General features: G+C 64.8%; 13 protein-coding genes. All 13 read right to left on the bottom strand.

The features are described from left to right. Positions 1–29 precede the first annotated feature (29 nt). The 13 genes from QSV46_RS26335 to nuoG all read right to left on the bottom strand — a co-directional run bounded on the left by QSV46_RS26335 (position 30) and on the right by nuoG (position 13,421). Positions 30–377 (bottom strand): hypothetical protein, encoded by a 348-nt coding sequence (locus tag QSV46_RS26335; protein ID WP_314958308.1) that lies wholly within the window; start codon positions 375–377, stop codon positions 30–32. Positions 378–412: 35 nt separating this feature from the next. Further along, positions 413–688 (bottom strand): DUF1467 family protein, encoded by a 276-nt coding sequence (locus QSV46_RS26330; protein ID WP_314958307.1) that lies wholly within the window; start codon positions 686–688, stop codon positions 413–415. Between the two features lie 10 nt (positions 689–698). Beyond that, positions 699–1,103: a methylmalonyl-CoA epimerase gene (gene mce, locus QSV46_RS26325; protein WP_092290870.1), complete on the bottom strand. Its 405-nt coding sequence runs from the start codon at positions 1,101–1,103 to the stop codon at positions 699–701. Positions 1,104–1,115: 12 nt separating this feature from the next. Continuing rightward, positions 1,116–2,786, bottom strand: a complete 1,671-nt coding sequence (locus QSV46_RS26320; RefSeq protein ID WP_314958302.1) for a ribonuclease J — start codon at positions 2,784–2,786, stop codon at positions 1,116–1,118. After that, the gene (locus tag QSV46_RS26315; protein WP_314958300.1) at positions 2,786–3,592 is read right to left on the bottom strand and encodes a biotin--[acetyl-CoA-carboxylase] ligase; all 807 of its coding nucleotides are present in this window, start codon (positions 3,590–3,592) and stop codon (positions 2,786–2,788) included. The genes QSV46_RS26320 and QSV46_RS26315 overlap by 1 nt, the downstream gene beginning before the upstream one ends. Position 3,593: 1 nt before the next feature. Then, a complete protein-coding gene (gene nuoN / locus QSV46_RS26310) occupies positions 3,594–5,030 on the bottom strand; it encodes an NADH-quinone oxidoreductase subunit NuoN (protein WP_314958298.1) in 1,437 nt (478 codons plus the stop codon). A gap of 22 nt (positions 5,031–5,052) precedes the next feature. After that, a complete protein-coding gene (locus QSV46_RS26305; RefSeq protein ID WP_314958297.1) occupies positions 5,053–6,561 on the bottom strand; it encodes an NADH-quinone oxidoreductase subunit M in 1,509 nt (502 codons plus the stop codon). Further along, complete coding sequence (gene nuoL, locus QSV46_RS26300) at positions 6,562–8,661, bottom strand: NADH-quinone oxidoreductase subunit L (RefSeq protein WP_314958295.1); 2,100 nt, start codon at positions 8,659–8,661, stop codon at positions 6,562–6,564. A gap of 7 nt (positions 8,662–8,668) precedes the next feature. Beyond that, a complete protein-coding gene (gene nuoK, locus QSV46_RS26295) occupies positions 8,669–8,977 on the bottom strand; it encodes an NADH-quinone oxidoreductase subunit NuoK (protein ID WP_015685769.1) in 309 nt (102 codons plus the stop codon). Next, positions 8,974–9,612, bottom strand: coding sequence for an NADH-quinone oxidoreductase subunit J (locus QSV46_RS26290; RefSeq protein ID WP_314958287.1), 639 nt, complete (start codon positions 9,610–9,612; stop codon positions 8,974–8,976). Before QSV46_RS26290 ends, nuoK begins: the two co-directional genes overlap by 4 nt. 158 nt (positions 9,613–9,770) lie before the next feature. Beyond that, positions 9,771–10,265 carry an NADH-quinone oxidoreductase subunit NuoI gene (gene nuoI / locus QSV46_RS26285; RefSeq protein WP_014494864.1) on the bottom strand — a complete coding sequence of 165 codons (495 nt, stop codon included), beginning with the start codon at positions 10,263–10,265 and terminating at the stop codon, positions 9,771–9,773. Between the two features lie 8 nt (positions 10,266–10,273). Beyond that, a complete protein-coding gene (gene nuoH / locus QSV46_RS26280) occupies positions 10,274–11,341 on the bottom strand; it encodes an NADH-quinone oxidoreductase subunit NuoH (protein WP_314958284.1) in 1,068 nt (355 codons plus the stop codon). Between the two features lie 4 nt (positions 11,342–11,345). Then, entirely contained in the window at positions 11,346–13,421 is a 2,076-nt protein-coding gene (gene nuoG / locus QSV46_RS26275) for an NADH-quinone oxidoreductase subunit NuoG (protein ID WP_314958282.1), read from the bottom strand. Positions 13,422–13,425: the final 4 nt, after the last annotated feature.

The raw sequence follows: 13,425 nt of genomic DNA, 5'->3' as shown, positions 1-13,425 counted from the left end.
AATTCCTGCGTGGTAGGTTGGCCGGACCGTTACTCCCGCTCCAGGAAGCTCGAGCCGATCTCGGCCTTTCTTTTGATCGGATCGTAATCACAATAGACGAGGTCCGCCACCAGCGTGTAGCTGGCGCTGACGTTGTATTTGTCGAGCTTGACCGAGTTCAGGCCGATCACCGAGGTGCTCTTGCCCCCGTTCCATTTGAACGGCGTCGAGCTCCTGGCCTGTTCGCAGGCGATCACGGCCTCGTTGAAGACGTAGCCTTCGACAAACGCCTTCAGCGTCCGCACCTGCATCGCCATCCGCCACTCGACATAGCCGATGGCACTGATCCCGGCGACGATCAGCACCAGAAGCGCGATGACGATCCTCTGAAAAGTCATTCGTTCCCCCCAAAACACCTACGCAACTGCGAAAATTAGAACGGCATGCCCATCAATCTCGACAGGCGTTCGATCGAGAGGTAGCCGGCGTGATAGGCGACCATGGCGATCCCGTAGATGACCGCCGAGATGATCGTGGTCCAGATCAGCTTGCTCCTCATCCGCGTCAGGATCGGCGCGCCGGGGTCGGTGCCGGGGGCGCCGACGCCGTCCTCGTGCTGGCTGCGCACGCCAAACGGCAGCGTCAGGAACAGCGCGACCCACCAGATGACGAAGTAGATCGCGATCGCGGTCGATATCTGGATGGCCATGGGTGCGGCCTTACGCCTGCTCGATTTCGACCAGCGCGCCGGAAAAGTCCTTCGGGTGCAGGAACAGCACCGGCTTGCCGTGGGCACCGATCTTCGGCACGCCGTCGCCGAGCACCCGGGCGCCCTCCTTCACCAGCGTGTCGCGCGAGGCGATGATGTCCACGACCTCGTAACAGACGTGGTGGATGCCGCCGTCGGCATTGCGCTCGAGGAACTTTGCGATCGGCGAGGTTTCGCCGAGTGGCTCGATGAATTCGATCTTGGTGTTGGGCAGCGTCGCGAACACGGTGGTGACGCCATGCTCGGGCAGCGCGACGGCCTCCGAGATCTGCGCCCCGAACGCCGCACCGTAGATCCTGGCGGCCTTGACGGCGTCCTTGGTCGCGATCGCGACATGGTTGAGCCGGCCCAGCATGTTTCTCTCCCGTTATACTGTCAGGACGTGTACCAGACAGGGGGGCTTTTTACCCCAATGTTCGTTGATCACCGACCGGACAGCGCGTCGCACCGACTCCGCCAGCGCATCCGCATCGCGGCGGCGCGCCTTCGGCAGGCCCTCGATGGTGGAGACCACGGCATCGAACACGAGGTCGTCGAAGGGCTCGCCGGCCCTGTTCTTTTCGGGGATGCCGACGAGATCGACCTCGGGATCGTCGACCAGCTCGCCCTGCTCTGTGATGGCGACGGCGACGAAGGCGCAGCCGGAGAAGGCCATGCGGCGCCGCTCGACCACGGCGCGGGACTTGGAATCCTCCAGGATGTTGCCGTCCTTATAGAGCCGGCCCGAGGGTACCTGGCCGATGATGCCGGGATCACCGGGACCGAGCTTGACGAGGTCGCCATTGCGACAGACCAGCACGCGCGGCACGCCGGCGGCGCGCGCGAGCTTGGCGTGCTCGTGCAGGTGCAGGGCCTCGCCGTGCACAGGGATCAGCAGCTGCGGCTTCACCCAGGAGATCAGGTCGCGCAGCTCGTCGCGGCGGGGGTGACCGGAGACGTGGACCAGATGGTCGCGGTCGGTGATGATCTCGACACCCTGGAGCACGAGATTGTTCATGATCGAGCCGACGGCCTTCTCGTTGCCGGGGATGGTGCGCGAGGAGAAGATGACGCTGTCGCCGCGGTTGAGCGTGATCTCGGGATGGTCGTCATTGGCGATGCGCGCCAGTGCCGCGCGCGGCTCGCCCTGGCTGCCGGTGCACAGTGCTAGCACCTTGTCCTGCGGAAGATGGCCGTAGATATCGGGCGAGCGGAAATTCTGCACGCCGTCGAGATAACCGGTCTCGCGCGCGACCTGCACCACGCGCTCCATGGCGCGGCCGACCACGACGACCTCGCGGTCAGAGGCCTTGGCGGCGGCGGCCACGGCCTTGATGCGCGCGACGTTGGAGGCAAACGTCGTCACCGCAACGCGGCCCTTGGCGGCCTTCACGAGATCGATGATGGTCCGGGCGACCTCGGCCTCCGAGGGCGAGCGGCCGTCGCGCACCGCATTGGTGGAATCGCCGATCAGGGCGAGGACGCCCTCCTCGCCCAGCTCGCGCAGCCGCTTCTCGTCGGTTGGCTGACCTAACGTCGGGGTCGGATCGATCTTCCAATCGCCGGTGTGCAGCACCGTGCCGGCCGAGGTGTGGATCGCGAGCGCATGCGCTTCCGGGATCGAATGCGCGACGGGGATGAACTCGACGTTGAACGGGCCGACATCGATGCGCCCGCCGGACGGGACAACCGTCACCGGGATTTTCGGTGCATTGCGCTCGGCGGCGCATTTGGCCTCGAACAGCGCCGCGCTGAACTGGGTCGCGTAGATCGGGCATTTCAGCTTGGGCCAGAGGTCGATGATGGCGCCGAAATGGTCTTCGTGGGCGTGGGTCAGCACCAGGCCCATCAGGTTCTTGCGCTCCTTCTCCAGGAAGGAGATGTCGGGCATGATCAGGTCGATGCCCGGCAGATGCTCCTCGTCACCGAAGGAGACGCCGAGATCGACCGCGAGCCAGGCGCGCTGCTGGCGGCTACCGAGGCCGTAGATCGACAGGTTCATGCCGATCTCGCCGACGCCGCCGAGCGGCGCAAATACCAGTTCGTCAGGCTTTGCCATCACGCAGCTCCCACGGAGGCGGCCGAGCCAAAGAACACCTCGCCGGCCGCCACCGGCAGGCGTCGGCCGTCAGCGGTGCGTACGATCAGGCAGCCGGTGTCGTCGATGGTGTCGAAAGTGCCTTCAAGCGTCATCGTTCCCGTGTTGATCGCGACCCGCTCGCCGAGACCGGCGGCGCGCTGCAGCCAGAGTTTGCGGATCTCGGCAAAGCCACGGCCATTATCCCAGATGCCGCGAAACTCCACCCAGGCATCGGATAGCGCAGAGAACAGCTCTTCCGCGCTGATCTGGACCCCGAGCGCGGCCAGCGACACAGCGGGCGTCGGCGTCCCCTCCGGTGCCGCGACGACGTTGGTGCCGATGCCGACGACGACGGCGAGACGATCGCCGACGGCCTCGGCCTCGAGCCCGATGCCGACCAGCTTCCTGCCGTTCGCGAGGACGTCATTCGGCCATTTCAGGGCGTAGCGGGGACGGTCAGGACCGAGCCGCAGCGCGGCCTCGAGGCTGACCTTCTCAAGTGCAGCCTCCTCCGCCAGCCCGGCCGCAAAACCGATGGTGGCGGCGACTGCAGGCGCTACGTCCAGGACTTCGAGGACGCTGGCGGCCAGATTGCCCTTTGGCGAGATCCATGCGCGCTGGCGCCGGCCGCGGCCTGCGGTCTGTTCCGATGTCACGAACCACATCGGGCCGCGTTCGCCGCCCCTGGCGCGCTCGATCGCCTCGGTATTGGTCGAGCCGGTCCGTTCGAAAGCTGCGAGCCTGTAGCCCGCGGACGTGGCGCGAGGACCGAGCGCGAAAGCCATCCTAGAACAGCGACTTGGCGGCGGCGGAGGCGACGCTCACCACGGGCCCCGCGAACAGCGCGAAGAGGATATTGAACAGGCCCGCAACGGCCAGCACCGTTCGCACCTCGATGCGCACCGGATCGACCTGGCCGGCGGGCTCGTCGAAGTACATCGTCTTGACGATGGTGAGATAGTAGTAGGCGCCCACGACGCTGGAGAGCACGCCGATGACGGCGAGCGTGAACAGGTTCGCCTTGATGGCGGCAACGAAGACGTACCATTTGGCGAAGAAGCCGGCGAGCGGCGGGATGCCGGCGAGCGAGAACAGCAGCATCGCGAACATGAAGGCGAGCAGCGGATTGGTCCGCGACAGGCCTGCGAAGTCGCTGATCTGCTCGACGGCCTGGCCATTGCGCTTCATGGCGAGAATGATCGCGAACGAGCCGAGCGTCATCGCGACATAGATCACGATGTACATCAGCACGCCTTGCGCGCCTTCGACCGTGCCGGAGGCGAGACCGACCAGCGCAAAGCCCATGTGGCCGATCGAGGAATACGCCATCAGGCGCTTGATGTTGGACTGGCCGATCGCGGCGAAGGAGCCGAGCACCATCGAGGCGATCGCCACGAACACCAGGATCTGTTGCCACTGCGAGACGATGCCCGGAAATGCGGTCAGCGTGACGCGGGTGAAGACGGCGAGCGCGGCGACTTTCGGCGCCGAGGCGAAGAAGGCAGTGACAGGCGTCGGGGCGCCCTCATAGACGTCGGGCGTCCACATGTGGAACGGCACGGCCGAGACCTTGAAGCAGAGACCGGCGAGCAGGAAGACCAGGCCGAACACGAGGCCGACATTCGAGACCGTCGCCGCGGCCGCGATCCCGGCGAAGGTCACGGTGCCGGTGAAGCCATAAATCAGCGAGGAGCCGTACAGCAGCATGCCCGAGGACAGCGCGCCGAGCACGAAGTACTTCAGGCCGGCCTCAGTCGACTTGGCGTTGTCGCGGTTCGAGGTCGCGACGACATAGAGCGCAAGCGACATCAGCTCGAGGCCGAGGTAGAGCGAGATCAGATCGCCGGCCGAGATCAGCACCATCATGCCGAGCGTCGAGAGCAGTACCAGGATCGAATATTCGAAGATGCGGCGCGACGGGTCGGACAGGAACTCGGTCGACAGCACCAGCGTCACCGCCGAGCCGATCAGGGCCAGGATCTTCATGAAGCGGGCGAAATCGTCGACGATGAAGCTGCCGCCGAAGGTCACCTGCTTGCCGGCGGGCTGGAGATACACCAGCACGCCGACCGCGACCAGCAGCAGGACCGCAAGCGAGGTGACCGTCTTGGTGGTCTCCTGCCCACGATAGGCGCCGAGCATCAGGAGCGCCATGGCTCCGACCGCGAGCACGAGCTCGGGCAGCACCGGCGCCAGTTGATAACCTGCAGTCGAAAAGCTCATGGCGATATCCTGACCTGCCCGCTCACTGGAGCAGTGCGGCGGCCTTCACGGCCGTCACAGCGGTGTTGTAATTGTTGACGAGTTGCTGGACCGAGGCGGCCGACATGTCGAGCACGGGCTTGGGATAGACGCCGAACAGGATCGTCAGCGCGATCAGCGGAAACAGCGTCACGCATTCGCGCAAGGTGAGATCCTTCATGCTCGTCAGCGACGGCTTGACCAGCGCACCGAACACGACCTTGCGGTAGAGCCACAGCGCGTAGCCCGCCGACAGGATCACGCCGAAGGTGGCGAAGAACGCGGTCGGGATCGAGACCTTGAAGGTACCGAGCAGCGTCATGAACTCGCCGACGAAGCCGGAGGTGCCGGGCAGACCGACATTGGCCATGGTGAAGACCATGAAGGTCAGCGCGTAGAGCGGCATCCGGTTGACGAGGCCGCCATAGGCCGCGATCTCGCGGGTGTGCAAGCGGTCGTAGACCACGCCGACGCAGAGGAACAGCGCGCCGGAGACGATGCCGTGCGAGATCATCTGGAACACGCCGCCGGCGACGCCCTGCATGGTGCCGGCGAAGATGCCCATGGTGACGAAGCCCATATGCGCGACCGACGAGTACGCGATCAGCTTCTTCATGTCCTCCTGCATCAACGCCACCAGCGAGGTGTAGATGATGGCGATGGCCGAGAGGGTGAAGATCAACGGCGCGAAGTCGTGCGAGGCCAGCGGGAACATCGGCAGGGAGAAGCGCAGGAAGCCGTAGCCGCCCATCTTCAGCAGGATCGCGGCGAGGACCACGGAGCCGGCCGTCGGCGCCTCGACATGCGCGTCGGGAAGCCAGGTGTGCACCGGCCACATCGGCATCTTCACAGCGAAGGAGGCGAAGAAGGCGAGCCACGCCCAGGTCTGCAACGAGCGCGGCACCGCCGTGTGCATCAGGGTCGGGATGTCGGTGGTGCCGCCGTTCCAGTACAGCGCCATGATGGCGAGCAGCATCAGGACCGAGCCGAGCAGCGTGTAGAGGAAGAACTTGAAGGACGCGTAGACCCGGCGCGGGCCGCCCCAGACGCCGATGATCAGGAACATCGGGATCAGGCCGCCTTCGAAGAACAGGTAGAACAGCACGAGATCGAGCGCCGAGAAAGTGCCGATCATCAGCGTTTCCAGGATCAGGAACGCCATCATGTACTCGCGCACCCGGTTCGTGATCGCCTTCCAGCTCGCGATGATGCAGAACGGCATGATCGCGGTGGTCAGGATCACGAGCGGCAGCGAGATGCCGTCGACGCCCATGTGGTAGGTGATGCCGGTGGCGAGCCAGTTCGCCTTCTCGACGAACTGGAAGTCGGGATTCGCAGGGTCGAAGCGCATGACCAGGATCACCGACACCGCGAAGGTGATCAGCGTGGTCCAGAGCGCGATCCAGCGCGCGTTGCGCCGGGCCGCCTCATCGTCACCGCGGCTGAGATAGACGATCAGTGCGCCGACCAGCGGCAGGAAGGTCGTGACCGATAGGATGGGCCAGGTCGTCATTTACTGGCCTCCAAAGCCGAACATGAACCAGGTGATCAGGCCGGCGGCGCCGATCAGCATGGCGAACGCGTAGTGATAGAGATAGCCGGTCTGAATCTTCACGACATTGCGGGTGACATCCAGCACGCGCGCCGAGATGCCGTCGGGACCGAAGCCGTCGATGACGAAGCCGTCGCCCTTCTTCCAGAGCTGGTAGCCGATCCACTTCGCCGGACGGACGAAGATGAGGTCGTAGAGTTCGTCGAAGTACCATTTGTTGAGCAGGAACTGGTACAGCATCGGCTGGGTTTTGGCGAGTTCGACCGGCAAGTAAGGCCGGCGGATGTAGAATAGGTACGACACCAGGAAGCCCAGCACCATCATCACCGTCGGCAGGAAAGCGATGGTCTCGGGGATGTGGTGCATGCCCTCGATGATGTGCGGGTTCATCTTCACGGACTCGCGGAAGAATTCCTCGATGCCGTGGCCGGCGAACAGCTCCTTGAACGGGAAGCCGGCCACGATGGAGCCGACCGCGAGCGCGCCGATCGGAATCAGCATCCAGACCGGGGCCTCGTGCGCCGCCTCATAGTGATGCTCGTCATGCGGCTCGCCGTGGAAGGTCTTGAAGATCAGGCGCCAGGAATAGAACGAGGTCAGGCCGGCGGCGACCACCGTCATCAGGAAGCCGTACATCGCGAACGGATTGTGCGAGGCGTAGGCGGACTCGATGATGGCGTCCTTGGAGAAATAGCCGGCGGTGAGCGGGAATCCGGTCAGCGCCAGCGTGCCGACCACCATCACCGCGTAGGTGTAAGGGATCTTGCGCCAGAGGCCGCCCATGTTGCGGATGTCCTGCTCGTGGTGCATCGCGTAGATCACCGAGCCGGAGCCCAAGAACAGCAGCGCCTTGAAGAAGGCGTGGGTGAACAGGTGGAACATGCCCACCGAATAGGCCCCCGCTCCCATCGCCACGAACATGTAGCCGAGCTGCGAGCAGGTCGAGTAGGCGACGATGCGCTTGATGTCGTTCTGGACGAGGCCGATGGTCGCCGCGAAGAACGCGGTGGTGGCGCCAAAGAACATCACGACCGCCTGCGCGTTCGGCGCGAGCTCGAACAGCGGCGACAGGCGCGCCACCATGAAGACGCCGGCGGTGACCATGGTCGCGGCGTGGATCAGCGCGGAGACCGGCGTCGGGCCTTCCATCGCGTCCGGCAACCAGGTGTGCAGCAGGAACTGGGCCGATTTGCCCATCGCGCCCATGAACAGCAGCAGGCAGGTCAGGGTCAGCGCATCGGCATGCCAGCCGAGGAAGTCGATGGTCTTGCCGGTGAGGCCGGGGGCGGCGTGGAAGATGGTCTCGAAATCGGTCGAGCCGGCCAGCATGAAGATCGCGAAGATGCCGAGCGCAAAACCAAAGTCGCCGACGCGGTTGACCACGAAGGCCTTGATGGCGGCCGCATTCGCCGATGGCTTCTGGTACCAGAAGCCGATCAGGAGGTAGCTCGCCAGACCCACGCCCTCCCAGCCGAAGAACAGCTGCACCAGATTGTCCGCGGTCACCAGCATCAGCATGGCGAAGGTGAACAGGCTGAGATAGCCGAAGAAGCGCGGCCGGTTCGGATCCTCGTCCATGTAGCCGATGGAATAGAGGTGCACGAGCGAGGACACGGTCGTCACCACCACCAGCATCACGGCGGTGAGCGTGTCGACCCGCAGCGTCCACCAGACCTGGAGGTCGCCCGAGAGGATCCAGGGCGACAGCGGAATGCGCATGTCGTGGTGCATGAAGCCGACATCGACCAGCGTCATCCAGGACAGCGCCGCCGACACGAACAGCAGCGCCGTGGTGATCAACTCGGCACCGCGAGAGCCCGCCGCGGGCGGCTCGGAGACGTGGTGGTCGTCATGACCGTCGCCGGGCTCGTGGTGGGTCTCGTGGATGACGGAGGCATCCTCGGTGATGGTATCGGACGCATGGCCATGCGCGCCATGACCGTGATCGCCGTGATGCTCGACGGTATCGCCCGAGGGGTTGCGGGCATGCGCGCCAAAAAGGGCGATCAGGCCAGCCAGTATCGCGCCCAGCAGAGGCAGAAAGACAATTGCCTGAACCATAGCCGGGTTAACCCTTCATCAGATTGACGTCCTCAACCGCGATCGAGCCGCGGTTGCGGAAATAGACCACCAGGATGGCAAGACCGATCGCGGCTTCGGCAGCGGCAACCGTCAGCACCAGCAACGCGAAGACCTGGCCGACAATGTCGCCGAGGAAGGTCGAGAACGCCACGAGGTTGATGTTGACCGCGAGCAGGATCAGCTCGATCGACATCAGGATGACGATGATGTTCTTGCGGTTCAGGAAGATACCGAGGATCCCGAGCGTGAACAGGATCGCGCCGACCGCCAGATAGTGTCCAAGCCCGATCGTCATTTCACCCACTCCGCCGCGTCAGAGTCCTGGAGCCCCTGCCCCGGCGCCACCTTGCGCATCGCCATCGCCATATCAGGCGTGCGCGCGTTCTGAACGTTGATATCCTGCCGCTTCACGCTCGCCTTGTGGCGCAGCGTCAGCACGATGGCGCCGATCATCGCGACCAGCAGCACCATGCCCGAGAGCTGGAAGTAGTGGATGTACTTGGTATAGAGCACGAGGCCGAGCGCCTCGGTGTTGGAGACGTGGGTCGGGATCGCCGCCGTGATCGTCTTGGAGACGCCGGGGTTGATGACCCAGAAGCCGACGGTGAGCAGCAGCTCGAACAGGAAGATGCCGCCGATCACGAGACCGACCGGCAGGTACTCGATGAAGCCCTCGCGCAGCTCGAGGAAGTCGACGTCGAGCATCATGATCACGAACAGGAACAGCACCGCGACGGCGCCGACATAGACGACGATCAGGATCATCGCCAGGAACTCGGCGCCCATGAGCACGAACAGGCCGGAGGCGTTGACGAAGGCCAGGATCAGGTACAGCACGGAGTGCACGGGATTGCGCGAGACAATCACCATCACCGCCGAGGCGACGCAGACGCCGGCGAACAGATAAAAGAACAGCGCGGGAAGGATCATTGGGCGTTCCCCGTCATTCCGGGGCGCGGGCAAAGCCCGCGAACCACCATGCGCAATTGCGCATTTGGGAATCTGGAGGTTGTGGCGCGAGATTCCGGGTTCGCGCTTCGCGCGCCCCGGAATGACGAGGAGGTGGCGGGAAGGATCATGCTCTCATCTCACCGGTACGGCGCGTCGAGCTCGATCGCCTTCGCGATCTCGCGTTCCCAGCGGTCGCCGTTGGCGAGCAGCTTGGCCTTGTCATAGAACAGTTCCTCGCGGGTCTCGGTCGCGAACTCGAAGTTCGGACCTTCGACGATGGCATCGACCGGGCAGGCCTCCTGGCAGAGGCCGCAATAGATGCACTTCACCATGTCGATGTCGTAGCGCACGGTACGGCGGGTGCCGTCGTTGCGGCGCGGGCCGGCCTCGATGGTGATGGCCTGCGCCGGGCAGATCGCCTCGCACAGCTTGCAGGCGATGCAGCGCTCTTCGCCGTTCGGATAGCGGCGCAGCGCGTGCTCGCCGCGGAAGCGCGGCGAGATCGGCCCCTTCTCGAAGGGATAGTTCAGCGTCGGCTTCGGCTGGAAGAAATAGCGCATGGCGAGGAAGAACGCCGAGACGAATTCCGACAGCAGAAGCGAGCGTGCAGTGGCGTTGACGTTGATACCCATGACGGCCCTCACTTCGGCGCGATGCCGGCGAAATGCAGCACGCCGGCCACCACGACCACCATCGCCAGCGACAGCGGCAGGAACACCTTCCAGCCGAGCCGCATCAGTTGGTCGTAGCGGTAGCGCGGCACGATCGCCTTTGCCATCGCGAACAGGAAGAACATGAAGAAGACTTTGAGCGAGAACCAGATGATCCCCGGCACCCAGTTGAAGGGCGGCAGGTCAACCGGCGGCAGCCAGCCTCCGAGGAACAGGATGGCCGCCATCGCGCACATCGTGACGATCGCGACATACTCGCCGAGCATGAACAGCAGATACGGCGTCGAGCCGTATTCGACCATGAAGCCGGCGACGAGCTCGGATTCGGCTTCGACGAGGTCGAAGGGCGGACGGTTGGTTTCCGCCAGCGCCGAGACGTAGAAGATCACGAACATCGGGAACAGCGGCCACACATACCAGTTCAGGATGGTGAGCTGCGGCAGCCCGATCAAGCTGGCAAGGCCGCGCGCGTGCTGGGCCTCGACCACCGCCGACAGGTTCAGCGTGCCCGCGCAGAGCAGCACCGTGATGATAACGAAGCCGATCGAGACCTCATACGACACCATCTGCGCCGCCGAGCGCAGCGCGGCCAGGAACGGGTATTTCGAGTTCGACGACCAGCCGGCCATGATGATGCCGTAGATCGACAGCGACGAGATCGCGAAAATGAAGAGGATGCCGACATTGATGTCGGAGATCACCCAGCCGAGATTGGTCGGGATCACCGCCCACGCCGCGAGCGCGAGCACGCATGAGACCAGGGGCGCAAGGAGGAACACGCCCTTGTTGGCGCCGGCCGGAATGATCGGCTCCTTCAGCACGAACTTCAGGAGGTCGGCGAAGGACTGCAGCAGGCCCCAGGGGCCGACCACGTTCGGGCCGCGGCGGATCTGCACCGCCGCCCAGATCTTGCGGTCGGCGAGCAGGATGTAGGCGATCGCGACCAGGAGGACGACGAGCACCAGCACGCTCTGCGCGATCATGATGATCAGCGGCCAGAGGAAGCCGGTCCAGAATGCGCTTTCGAAGAATTCCATCAGCTCACTCCGCTGCGGTCAGCATCTGCCCGGAGGCAAGCCGCGAGCATTCCGCCATCACGGCGGACGCACGCGCGATTGGGTTGGTCAAATAGAAGTCCTCGATCGCCGGCTTGAACGGCGCCTTCTCGGGCGTGCCGCCCTTGCCGGCCAGCTTCTTGATCTGGTCGGCGGAGCCGGCCTCGATCTGGTCGAGACGGATCAGATGCGGCACGGCCTTGAAGATCGCCTGGCGCAGCGCGGCAAGCGAGTCATAGCCGAGCTTCTTGCCGAGCGCCTCCGACAGCGCGCGGATGATCGCCCAGTCCTCGCGGGCCTCGCCCGGCGGGAACGCGGCACGGCCGGTCATCTGCACACGGCCCTCGGTATTGACGTAGATCGCGGACTTCTCGGTGTAGGCGGCCGCCGGCAGGATCACGTCGGCGCGGTGCGCGCCGCGGTCGCCATGCGTGCCGATATAGACGACGAAGGTGCCGTCGGCCGGCTTGATCTCGTCGGCACCAAGCAGGAACAACAGGTCCAGCGTGCCGAACGTCGTCATCTGAGCCGCGTTCAATCCGCCCTGACCGGCAACGAAGCCGATATCGAGCGCGCCGACGCGCGAGGCGGTGTCGTGCAGCACGCCGAAGCCGTTCCAGCCGTCCTTGACCGCGCCGACATCGAGCGCGAGCTTGGCGGCGCCTGCGAGAATGGCGGCGCCGTCGTGGCGCGCGGCCGCGCCCGCGCCGACCATGATGATCGGATTCTTGGCGTTCTTGAGCACGTCCATGAAGGAGTGCCTGCCGGCGGCGAGCTCTCCGAGCGTGTCGGTGCCCGCGCCGAGATGATCGTAATCGTAAGTGAGGTCGGCCTTGGCGCCGATCACGCCGATCTTGAAGCCACCGGCGCGCCAGCGCTTGCGGATGCGAGCGTTGAACACCGCCGCTTCCTTGCGCGGATTGGCACCGACGATCAGCAGCGCGTCGGCCTGCTCGATGCCCACGAAGGTCGGATTGAAGATATAGGAGCCACGGCCGAGCGCGGGATCGAAGGCGTCGCCGCCCTGCACCGCCAGATTGCCCGAGCCGTATTTGGACAAGATGTCCTTCAGCGCAAACATCTCCTCGACGCAGGCGAGATCGCCGGCGATCGCGCCGATGCGCTTGCCGTCGGTGCGTGCCGCTTTCGCGGCGATCGCGGCGAAGGCTTCCTGCCAGCTCGCCGCGCGCAGCTTGCCGGCTTCACGGATATAGGGCCGGTCGAGGCGCTGAGTGCGCAGGCCGTCGACGACGTGGCGGGTCTTGTCGGAGATCCACTCCTCGTTCACGGCCTCGTTGATGCGCGGCAGGATACGCATCACCTCGCGGCCGCGGGTGTCGACGCGGATCGCCGACCCGATGCCGTCCATCACGTCGATCGACTGGGTCTTGCCCAGCTCCCACGGGCGTGCCGCGAAAGCATAGGGCTTGGAGGTCAGCGCGCCGACCGGACAGATGTCGACGAGATTGCCCTGAAGCTCCGACGTCAGCGCGTGCTCGAGATAGGTCGTGATCTCCATGTCCTCGCCGCGGCCGGTGGCGCCCATTTCGGGCGCGCCGGCGACTTCCGCCGAGAAGCGGACGCAGCGCGTGCACTGGATGCAGCGGTTCATCGAGGTCTTGACCAGCGCGCCGAGATATTTGTCCTCGACCGCGCGCTTGTTCTCGGCGAAGCGGCTGGTGTCGACACCATAGCCCATCGCCTGGTCCTGAAGATCGCACTCGCCGCCCTGGTCGCAGATCGGACAGTCCAGCGGATGGTTGATGAGCAGGAACTCCATCACGCCTTCGCGTGCCTTCTTCACCATCGGCGAACGGGTGGAGATTTCCGGCGGCTCGCCCTTGGGGCCCGGACGGCAGTCGCGCACGCCCCAGGCGCAGCTCGCGACCGGCTTCGGGCCGCCCTTCACCTCGACGAGGCACATCCGGCAATTGCCGGCGATCGACAGCCGCTCGTGATAGCAGAAGCGCGGAATCTCGGCGCCGGCGGCTTCGCACGCCTGGAGCAGCGTGTACTCGGCCGGGACATCGATCTCTTTGCCGTCGATGATGAGCTTGGTCATTCTT

The sequence above is a fragment of the Bradyrhizobium cosmicum genome (assembly GCF_032290525.1).
GTDB classification, from domain to species: Bacteria; Pseudomonadota; Alphaproteobacteria; order Rhizobiales; family Xanthobacteraceae; genus Bradyrhizobium; species Bradyrhizobium cosmicum_A.
The sequence above is the reverse complement of the archived record's forward strand: the minus strand, read 5'-3'. Positions and strand labels throughout refer to the sequence as shown.